The following is a 10,348-nucleotide window of genomic DNA, read 5'->3' as shown; positions in this document are numbered from 1 at the left end:
ACTATAATAGAGGCAGAACATTGAACAAGTCCATATTAATTCCCGCACTCATTTCTTTTCTTATCGCATCAACCAATACAATGGCAGCTGGTGGGCATGGCGGGCATGGCAGCAGCGTTAATAAAAGTGGTAAGAGTGCTTGTAAAGCAATTATTATCAATCATGTTAAACCTAAACATTTAGAGGTTGTTTCCCCTCACGCCAAATTTTCGTTTTGGGTAAATGGTCTCAAAGAAAGTGAAATTAAATATGTTGAAGTAACGGCTAAAAAGATTCCAGTCCCCGTATCCTCAGAAGTCAGAACTGGCTTTATTTTATTCAAAGGTGAATTGCCCACATCGTTGGAAAATACGGCGGCACGTATTCAAGTCAGTGTAAATGCCAAAAGATGTCCTGTGCAAAAAGGCTGGTTATTAAAAATTGCTGATTAAGTTATCGCCCTCAAATAACTGACTGCCCCTTGTGTTAGTAATAAGGGGCAAGGTCTTTGATCTGCTATCGTATTTCTTTGGAAAGGTTTGACTCGGGTGTTTCAACTCATAATTGGTAGTGACTATCCATTAAACAAGACGCATAACATACCACTTGTATTGCTCGAAAACATCAAACAGGAAGCTTTCCTTATCATGCTCATATACGACTTCCGCGCGTAGTGACATGATAGAGCGCGCTTGGAGATTCAAACTTAAGAGCTTTTGCCACCTTTACCCTAAACCATGACACTTAAAAATTAAGTTTAGCAGAGAGTCGATCATAAACTAAAGACCTGCCCCCCCCCTAATTCACTTTATAGGACGGCTAACTTAAGGCGAGGAAATAAATAGTTTATGTGATAATGACGCCTTCTAAAACATCACCTGCCCACGCATTTGAAAAATATTGGGGCTTTCATTTATGCCATTTCTATTAGGGTATGCCTGCACAAAAGTGTAATTCATCATAAAGCGAACATTATAATTAGCGTACCAATTTAAACCAACCGTGACATTACTTTCCTGCCCCCCTGTAATATCTTTGCTATTTAAGTCAATCCAACTATAACGGGTTGCAAATTCCCAAGCACCATAGTCATGCAAGGGGGCAATTGCCCCAAAAGTGCCATTTTTCACCTTGTAAGGGCGAGATTCACCGGTCAAAAACCAACTTCCCTGTACATAAGCACCATCAAAGCCGAGATCTTTAGCTTGCAAACGCGCTACTTGACTATGAATATATTCTCCCTGCAATGAAAAAGGGCCATAATTTGCTGCGATTTCACTACCAAATAACCAGGTATGATCAACATTCTTAATAGTTCGCGTATCAACCAAGCGTCGGTTGGTAATGTGTGATTCAGGGCGAGTACGCACTCTTGCCTGATTGCCGGTATCAGTTTGCCTGTATTCACTGGAAAAACCTATATGAAATAATTTTTTAGCAGACAATATCGGTGCAAAAGTAGCTCTACTGGCAATTCCCCAACCATTATCAATATTATCATCTTTATTTTTAAAAGCGTCCCCAAAAACCCCGCCCGACCAACTCCAAAAACGACCATAGCCTTTCGCACCCAATCCAATGTGATAACTCGGAGCAAAGGTATTTATAAGCGAGCGTTCCATAAAGGTAATATTATTTGATCCCGTCATTTCCTCAAGACTGAAAGGTTCTTGAAAATTTCCGAGAGTCAGAGTAACAGGCTTCCAGCCATTATAGGCCAGCCATACGCCTCTAGGTCCCACCTTGCCATTTTCAGCAAATTCAATCTCTGCTTTATAAGCCCAATCACGAAATAATTTGCCTTTAAAATAAATACGAGCACGCCGCAATTGCGCACCACTCCCCATCTGCGTGACATCATCAGCATAATTAGCATAATCAGCATGAATTCGCCCTCCCGCCCGAAAAGAAAAATCACCACTTTTTGATTGCACCCGCAAACCTTTCTTGCTAACACTAAATTTACCAGAAGACCTTGCTATCTTTTTAACCTTACGCTCAGTTTTATCCAGTTTTTTACTCACTTGTACTTGCTGTTTCTGCCCTTTAAGCACAATATCACGTAGTTCATTAATTTGCTGTTGCTGTTGCTCTAACAGTTTTTGCTGTTGTTTAATCAATTCATACATGCGCTGCTTGTCTAGGCCTTCATCGGCAGATACAACAACAGGCAGGCACAAAATAAGCCACAAATATATTTTTTTCCAACAAAAATATGGAGCCCGATAGGTGACACGGTAATTCATAAATAATCCGAAAATAGCGAGTTAAGCTAAGGAATGAAAATGTTCTAGGGTAAGCTGAGAGTTTGGCAATACAGATTTTTGACAGCATGACGCAAATAAAAAATTGACCACTTTTTCAGGTAGATTGCCATACTCAACGCAATCAGAAAAAGAGTGACCACATAACGGCATTATATTGTGTTCATATCGAGTATTAAAACCATAATGAATAGCCATCTCTTGCATGGCTTTTACCCACCGTTCCGCTCTTTCTATACGAGTGATGCCTTGTTGCAAATCGAGCGAGGCAGACCGCTTAAAAGCAGAATCATTTTGATTGTCTTCTCCGCCGACTAAAGTTGCCATTGGAATTTTAAGAAACTGCTCAGGCTTAAGCTCAAGCGTGCGCAATTTAGAGCGGTTACATACCCCGCGTGGAAAACTTTTATGTACATCAGGAAAAGTATACCAACCAGCCGCACCTGTTACGACTGCATGCACACGTTCAGGATAGGCCATAGCATACCGGTGTACAAATTGCCCGCCGGCAGAATAGCCAAATAAAGACACTTTTTGAGTTAATGCTCCCGTATGCTTGCCTAGCTCTCCTAGCAATGCATTTAAAGCAATATCTGAATAACAAGGCACGCTTTGTTTGCTAATACCTAAACGCTGATAAGCTGGGAAATTTTTTCGACCAAATAGGGGCGCAACAACGACAAAGCCATACTGCTCTGCATACGCTGAAAATGCACGCGCTTGCTCTTTAGCACGGTGCGAAATGCCATGCACGGCGACTAAAACAGGCAAGCCTTCTGCACCGTATGACGGCGCATAAATATGATAATTAAATTCCGGATAATGCTCGGAAGCATATAACCTAATCCTTTTTTTTTGCCAATTAATACGCCTATTCGCAGTAATCGGCTTTACTACCTTAGGTTTTTTTTCTTTACTTGCGCTCATGATTTTATGTTGTTTCATTATGCGAACTCACGCGACATGCAATTTACGATTAAATAAAGTAGCGGTCAGACTTTCTTGTGCAAATAATTCAGACGGCGTTCCCGACTCAAGAATACGCCCTTCTGCAACATACCAAACAAAGTCAGCTTGAGTAACTCGCTCAAAATTATGGGTAATCATGATGACGGTTCCCGAATAACTGTCTAAAATTTCATCCAATAACTTCTTAGAGTTGTAATCTAGGTTTGCATCCGCTTCATCTAACAGTAAAATTTTGGGCTTACCCAATAACGCTCTGGCTAAAGTAATGCGCTGACGCTGACCAAAAGAAAGATTCATACCACCATCTACAATACGGGTTTGCATACCTTTGGGCAGGTCTGCAATTACTTTGTCAACACCACATAAGGTACAAACATCGGCTAACTCCTCCGCGCTGGCCTTACGATAACGGTAGCGTAAATTACGCTCTATATTCCCTCGCAATAATGGTAAATCAGGGCTTACAATTCCCATGATGCGGCGCAAAGATGATAAAGTGCAATCATTAATATTCTGATCATCAATCAATATATCGCCAGAGTCAGGATCAACTAAACGCGCAATCATATTCATTAAAGTTGATTTCCCCACGCCATTAGGGCCTACAATGGCTAATTTTGTACGCCCCGGTATCGTGCCATTAAGATTATTGAAAATAGCCTCTAAATGGATATTTTTAAATTCAATTTTTCCTTTTTTCACTCTTAAACGCTGTGCATCCTCTTGGTCAACAATTAACTCAGGCGTATTCATAAAATAATGAATACGCTCCAGGGCAACACGATAACTGTGCCAATATTCATAAATACGCCCTAGATTACGAAATGAGGGCAGCAACATCCCCAGAATACTCATGGAAGCGACCACCATACCAGGCGTCGTACGCCCTTGAGACACTTCAAAAGAGCCAACAAATAATACACAAATCGTTGCAAAGCCATTAGTTGCTTCGGTAATCGCCCGTAAACGGCCAATAATTTTGGCACGATTAATCATCGCTCTTTTCAAACGGACACTTTGTTTAGACAAACGGCGACGCTCTCGCCGTACTTGATTAAACACTTGCACAACGGGCAAAGAGGCAATTTTCTCATTCACATTTGCGGCAATTCGCGCCCTGAATTTGCGTGACTCTTTTACCCTATCGTGTATTTTATGTCCTGAAGCAATTGAAATAGCGGCACCAACAAAAAGTATCAAGGCCACCGTGAACGCAAGTATGCCATTAATAAACGCCAAGACAAGCAATGCAGAAAATGCGGTGACCACCGCAACCGTTAAAGTCGCTAAGCCTTGACTTACCCACTGCCGCAAAGCTGTTAAATCACCAATAAAACGCAATAAGTGCCCACCACGGCTACGCTTTTGCAAGGTCCAAGGCGCAATAGCAACCAATTGATCATATAGTGCTAGGCGCATATCATAAGTATAGTTTTGCCCTAATTGCTCAGCGGTTACACGCTCTCCATAGCGCATTAAGGCGCCCAAAACCGCCGTCAGTATTAACGCGATAATAACAACAAGCGCTGGCTCACCAAATGTATGTTGACTTTGGGTCACCCAATGATCAAAAACATAACGAATCAATAGTGCTGACATAATAGTCAGCCCCGCCTGCACAAAACCTATGACGATTAATTTAAAAAATAAACGCCTGCGTCTAGCAGTTAATATGTTTGGCATTGCCATAATAAAAATAGATTAATGACTTTTAACGCTGGTTAGCTGCGTTATCTTATCTGTAATCAATTGCTCTGATAACAACACATCATAAATCATCTTACCCACTTCTTTAGGTTGCAATATAGGGGCTTTCAATACATCTTGCGCTTCACGTTTAGCAAGTGGAGAGGCATTAATCGCGCCACTAACCGCTAAAACGGAATAGCCTTCACGCTCTAATAGTGTTTCGCCTTTTTTCGCGCCCATTGATTCACCCGCCGCAAAAACAATTTGATCGACTGTAGATTTAAAAACATCAGAAGCCATTAATGCGGCGGTTTCTTTTTGATATAAACCATCTGCAATTTCCAAAACAATCACATCAGGCTGAATCGCACTCATATGATCCATTAAACAACTTAAAGTTAGCTCTAATTGCTCTAAAGGGACACCAAAAGTAGACACCAAACCGGCATCAGTGAAATCTAAAACAATATCCGCACCCGCATCAACCATTTTCCAGCGATCCAAACCCGCACCAGTACCGGTCACTTTTGCCGCCGCTACTTTTAGGCCTTGTTTTTTTAAAGCATAAATAATGCCGGCAGCAGTCGTAGTTTTGCCTGCATTCATTGACGTTCCCAGTACGCCAACCGTAAAGGGGCGAGGCTGTTCCGTTGCCATAGGTTTTATCGCCCAGTCATTAATATTAATACGCTGCCCTTGTGCATCAGCTAGTATGCCAACAGGTAGTATTTCAGTCGCACGTTTCATTTTACTGTGCCTATTGATGCTTCGCGCCGCCACGCCACCTGCTGCAACCAAATGACAAGATTCTAACGAGTCGGGGACAAATGCCTCAAATTGGTCAGGCGCATAACGCGAACCAAAACAGACAATAATCTCATCACCAAGGTGAAGCCCCGCACGACGACCACTTCCCAATTCGATACGCTGGTGTTGACCAATTTTAGTGACGGTAGCAAGCACCAGGTCTCCTGCATTAGGTTGTACATCACCTGTTAACACACAAGACACGATATCTAATGGAACATTGCGCACATTGTAAGAGGCTTTCGCATTATTGATACGTTTTTGTGTGATGGTCTCTTTAGAAGAATTCATTACAGGCTCTATATTATCGTTCATTGCATAATTTGCTAAAATACTCATTATCTTTCCTTATATTGGTTATTCTGCGGGCGAATAGATTACATTGCATCCCACTATCACATGTAATTAAGCACAACCCATGCCATAAAATAAAAACTTTTTAAGTAATTGAATATAAAGTATATTTATATAAGTAAGTGCCTAATAAGCGTCTATCCCTGCAAATTTTGTCTATCTTTTATGCACCTCTGCAATAATTGTTCTACATTGGGCATAAAAGCAGTATTTAACCAAAAAAATAAACGGATTATTTATATAACAAATTGAAATATAATTACTTTATATATGTACAAGACAAATATTAACACTTTAACCTACGGATAAATCGAAGCATTAAACTCGCGCGTATGAAATCTATCGGCGACAGATATCACATCAAATGATAATTAGTCGTCCTATAGCGACAAAGTTTTTTACAGAAGGATCAACACAGCTATTGCGTTAAACTATATTAAAAATCAATACCCATTGTTAGCATTACACGACACCACTAAAAATACTTTGCCTTGCTCTGTACATTTATAGTCTGAGTTGCCTGATAGCCCGTCTCTGACCATTGCAACACGAGTGATGATCATATATCTGGTGTTTGATAAAAAATCTAGGCTGACGTATTCTGTCGGGATTTTATCGACCGCGACAGAAACCACAACAGGAAATACGCCATATATGTAATGATAATATTTAGGCGCGCCATCCTACCTCATGAAATACTTGAGGCTCCTGTCACCAAATATTCACTCATATACGGAACGAATTGGATAAGTCCCAGTACGCCCTGCGTCCGCTTCACAACGCACAAAAGTCGCTACATTAAAGCTACCTCAAATGGCTTGACGGCTGTCGGGACAAGTACTCTGGAATAATGAAATGTTTGGTTAAAGATAAGGATCAGATGCTTACTTTTTATGGTTTTCCGGCCATTCATTGGCAACCTATTCGAACCAGCAACCCGATAGAATCCACCTTTGCAACCATGAGATTAAGGACGATTGATCCCAGTAATGCAGTCTCTCGAACAAGCATTTTGTCCATAGTCTTTAACTTGAAGAAAAGTGGCTCTTTTGAATTTTAAGTGGGTAAGCAATTAGCATTTATTTTAGAAAAGTCTAATTTCCCCGTTAATAAATAAGCGATTGTTTTGAAGTGCTGCATTTTATATCCTCTCGCTTTTCTTTTTGCTGCCTGTAAAACCGAGTTTAACCCCTCCAAAATACCATTATTGATTTGGCTCTTTTTCCAGCTGACAATTCCATCCCAATGCCTCTTGATTGTCTTAGCTACTTTTACAATGGGAGCCAGCTGACTGTGAGTAGCCCAGTAATACCAGTTATTAAGTAAGCCTTCAAATTTCTCTGTGCTTTCGGCAACATAAATCTGTTGAAATGCTTCACGAATTTGTAGGGCTCGGACAGATTTTAAGTTAAGTTTTGCCATGCTTAACTCCTCTTTTATTATTTTTTGTTTTTCAGTTAAATTAGACTCGTTTTTCAAGAAAATATAACGATTTCCCTTAAGTATGGGTGTGTAACTCCCTTCTTCTCTACGCACCTGGTCAACGGCTTCATTGATAAGTTTTATGATATGAAACTTATCAAAGGTAATTTCTGCCTCGGGCATGTTTTCTTTAACACCTTTAATAAAGGCAGGAGACATATCGCAACTCACTTGTTTGATTGCACTCCTATCACCCTGTTTGGCTTCTAATACTTCCACAAAATCAACAACCGTTTTATGATCTTTGCCTGCACTAATGTGCAGTGTTTTTCTCTCTTCCAGGTCAACAAATAGAGTAATGTAGTCATGCCCTTTGGCAATGGAGGTTTCATCCATTCCTAGGAGGCTTATATCACTGTAGTCCTCATCCATCTTGGCTAGCTCAATGTAGGTATCCAATACCCGCCATATTTTATGATCGGAGACACCCGTCAGGTCACTCACATTGTGAACCGGCATGGCTTTGCATAATTGAATTAATAACGCTTCAAACAGTAGCGTAAATCCTGACACCTTGCCTTCCCAAGGGGTAGGTATGAGTCGAACCTTTCCATCATCACGTTTAATTCTGGGAACGCGTGCATGTAGATGACATTCATGTTCGAAAAAATTCAAATGCTGCCAGTTTTTTTGAACGGTATCGTATGCCTTATACTCTTTTACTTCATCATCACCGGCATCAGGGTCTTCAAAAGTACTTCCTCGCTTAAAGTCTATTTGTATATCAAGTCGCTTTTCTTCAGCATTAAAATCAATAGATTTAATCAACCAAGGTGAATTAATATGGAGTGCTTGTTGAAATAATTCTGTTATCATGAAAAACAAACTCAGGTGGCTTATTAGGATTGTTAATTATAATTTACCCACTCACTTTTCAAAAGAGCCCAAATCTATACCTGCATTATGTGTTTGACGCATAGGTAGAAAAGCACTGGATAGGGATACAATTTGAACGTTATGCAGATGATATTGTTTGTCACTGTGCTAGCGAACAAGAAGCCCAGAAACTCAAGATACGACTGGAACAACGCTTCAACGACTGTGGATTGACCCTGCACCCAAAGAAAACCAAAATAGCTTACTGCAAAGGCAGTAGAAACAAAGGTGACTACCCAGTCATCAGTTTTGATTTTCTAGGGTATACCTTCAAACCTCGGCTCTGTAGAAACAGAAAAGGGGAGTATTTTGTTAATTTCACGCCAGCCATTAGCCGAAAATCAGCTAAAAAGGTCAGAGAGAAAATAGCAAGTTGGTCAATACTTCGAAACAGCAAAGCCAATCTTAATGCAATTGCATACTACAGTAGAGCTATCCTGCAAGGATGGAAAAACTACTATGGGAAATATGGACGAGCAAAATTAAAGCACGTATTATTATATCTCAATGCCAAGCTAGCAAAGTGGGCAAAGCGAAAGTACAAACGATTGAAAACAAAAAGCCAAGCGATACGTTGGGTAATAGGTTATCAACAACGAGAGCCGAAATTGTTTGTGCATTGGATTTTACTTAGTGAAACGGTTGGATGATAAGAGCCGTATGAAGCGAGAGTTTCACGTACGGTTCTGTGAGAGCCTGAGGGGGAAGTACTTCGGGCTACTCGACTTTTGAAGGTCATTTTTTATCAGAGTTCAGTGTTCTTGCAGATTTCACCGAATATCTGCCAACGTCAAGTGACCATGGCGTTAGCTTTACAAATAAATTTACGTGTCTAGCTGGAAATTTAAAAAATGCTTCTATGTTATTGCTTCTGCTAAAATGTATTCTGTAGTAACAGAGGAAATATAAATGACTATTGCTGAAATTTCAAAAATGAGTGTTCTTGAGCGACTCCAAACAATGGAGGCATTGTGGGATTCACTCACTCGCGAACCAACTGGAGTTAATTCGCCTAAATGGCATGAAAATATACTCTCTGATAGAAGAGAAAAAATAGAAAGTGGTAATGCCAATTTCATATCGCTAGAAGAATTAAAATCAAAGCATAGAAAATGAATATCAAGAATATTCAGGTATTATTAGAGGCAGAAACTGACCTTGAAGAAGGGAGGTTTTTCTATGAAAGCCAAGAACAAGGTGTTGGTGAATATTTCTGGGATTCGCTTTTATCAGATATAGAGTCTTTAATCATATACGCTGGAGTTCATTCCAAAGCATACGGTTATTACCGAATGTCTTCAAAGAGGTTCCCATATTCAATATATTACGATTTAAATGACAATACCGCATACGTTATTGCTGTATTACCAGAGCGAAGAAACCCAAGTTGGGTTCGTAGTAAACTGAGTAAAAAAAGCTAAATCGGGTAAGGGCTAGTTTCTCTCCAGCCCTCCCCACACCACCCTGCGTGCGGCTCCGCACAGGGCGGCTCATCGCCATTAAGAATAATGGAACTTAACCCATTGGTCTTTAATCGAGACTAGGCCTTGCGACTCTAGCCATTTATTATTTAAAGCCAGTTGTACCGCCTTGGTTTTTGCTAGGCGGTAATATCCCTTTGAACTCATACCCAAACTGATTGCCACTGATTTGGAAACGCCTAATCGCATTAGATTATGAATACGTGTGCAATCAACCAAGGTGAATTAATATGGAGTGCTTGTTGAAATAATTCTGTTATCATGAAAAACAAACTCAGGTGGCTTATTAGGATTGTTAATTATAATTTACCCACTCACTTTTCAAAAGAGCCAGAAAAGTACTGAAAACCGCTAGAAGAAAATTAAAGAGTTTAAACTTCTGGCTAGTATGATAGAGGGAGTGAAATTTACTAATGGAGAAAAACAAGAATTAGAAATGTGGATAAT

10 protein-coding genes and 1 pseudogene are annotated in these 10,348 nt (G+C 40.2%); 5 read left to right on the top strand and 6 right to left on the bottom strand.

The genetic code is table 11. The annotated features are described in order from the left end of the window. The first annotated feature begins 20 nt into the window (after window positions 1-20). Window positions 21-431: a hypothetical protein gene (locus tag BQ7314_RS13745; protein ID WP_174484262.1), complete on the top strand. Its 411-nt coding sequence runs from the start codon at window positions 21-23 to the stop codon at window positions 429-431. A gap of 414 nt (window positions 432-845) precedes the next feature. On the opposite strand, the gene BQ7314_RS13740 is transcribed toward BQ7314_RS13745, so the two are convergent. Genes BQ7314_RS13740 through BQ7314_RS13725 form a run of 4 tightly spaced genes read right to left on the bottom strand, consistent with a single transcriptional unit; the run spans window position 846 to window position 6,047 of the window. Continuing rightward, the gene (locus tag BQ7314_RS13740) at window positions 846-2,225 is read right to left on the bottom strand and encodes an OprO/OprP family phosphate-selective porin (RefSeq protein WP_174484261.1); all 1,380 of its coding nucleotides are present in this window, start codon (window positions 2,223-2,225) and stop codon (window positions 846-848) included. 21 nt (window positions 2,226-2,246) lie between these two features. Next, window positions 2,247-3,188, bottom strand: coding sequence for an alpha/beta hydrolase family protein (locus BQ7314_RS13735; protein WP_174484260.1), 942 nt, complete (start codon window positions 3,186-3,188; stop codon window positions 2,247-2,249). A gap of 9 nt (window positions 3,189-3,197) precedes the next feature. After that, entirely contained in the window at window positions 3,198-4,901 is a 1,704-nt protein-coding gene (locus BQ7314_RS13730) for an ABC transporter ATP-binding protein (protein WP_174484259.1), read from the bottom strand. 12 nt (window positions 4,902-4,913) lie between these two features. Then, window positions 4,914-6,047 (bottom strand): P-loop NTPase family protein, encoded by a 1,134-nt coding sequence (locus BQ7314_RS13725; protein ID WP_174484258.1) that lies wholly within the window; start codon window positions 6,045-6,047, stop codon window positions 4,914-4,916. Window positions 6,048-6,918: 871 nt separating this feature from the next. Between BQ7314_RS13725 and BQ7314_RS13720 the strand changes: the two are divergent. After that, a pseudogene (locus BQ7314_RS13720) lies at window positions 6,919-7,039 on the top strand (hypothetical protein); the annotation flags it as partial. Between the two features lie 79 nt (window positions 7,040-7,118). Here the strand turns inward: BQ7314_RS13720 and BQ7314_RS13715 are convergent. After that, entirely contained in the window at window positions 7,119-8,360 is a 1,242-nt protein-coding gene (locus tag BQ7314_RS13715; protein ID WP_245395004.1) for an ISL3 family transposase, read from the bottom strand. A gap of 119 nt (window positions 8,361-8,479) precedes the next feature. Here BQ7314_RS13715 and BQ7314_RS16180 point away from each other — a divergent pair, with 119 nt between their 5' ends. From BQ7314_RS16180 to BQ7314_RS13695, 3 genes are all read left to right on the top strand, one after another. Continuing rightward, window positions 8,480-9,070 (top strand): reverse transcriptase domain-containing protein, encoded by a 591-nt coding sequence (locus tag BQ7314_RS16180; protein WP_425356651.1) that lies wholly within the window; start codon window positions 8,480-8,482, stop codon window positions 9,068-9,070. A gap of 259 nt (window positions 9,071-9,329) precedes the next feature. Beyond that, entirely contained in the window at window positions 9,330-9,536 is a 207-nt protein-coding gene (locus tag BQ7314_RS13700) for an addiction module protein (RefSeq protein WP_174484257.1), read from the top strand. Further along, window positions 9,533-9,841 carry a type II toxin-antitoxin system RelE/ParE family toxin gene (locus tag BQ7314_RS13695; RefSeq protein ID WP_174484256.1) on the top strand — a complete coding sequence of 103 codons (309 nt, stop codon included), beginning with the start codon at window positions 9,533-9,535 and terminating at the stop codon, window positions 9,839-9,841. Before BQ7314_RS13700 ends, BQ7314_RS13695 begins: the two co-directional genes overlap by 4 nt. A 78-nt stretch (window positions 9,842-9,919) precedes the next feature. On the opposite strand, the gene BQ7314_RS13690 is transcribed toward BQ7314_RS13695, so the two are convergent. Beyond that, on the bottom strand, window positions 9,920-10,090 hold the full coding sequence (locus tag BQ7314_RS13690) for a Retron-type RNA-directed DNA polymerase (RefSeq protein WP_174484255.1): 171 nt from the start codon (window positions 10,088-10,090) through the stop codon (window positions 9,920-9,922). Window positions 10,091-10,348: the final 258 nt, after the last annotated feature.

Source organism: methanotrophic endosymbiont of Bathymodiolus puteoserpentis (Logatchev) (assembly GCF_900128525.1).
Classification (GTDB): Bacteria; Pseudomonadota; Gammaproteobacteria; order Methylococcales; family Methylomonadaceae; genus Methyloprofundus.
This window is presented reverse-complemented; position numbering and strand designations above follow the sequence as displayed.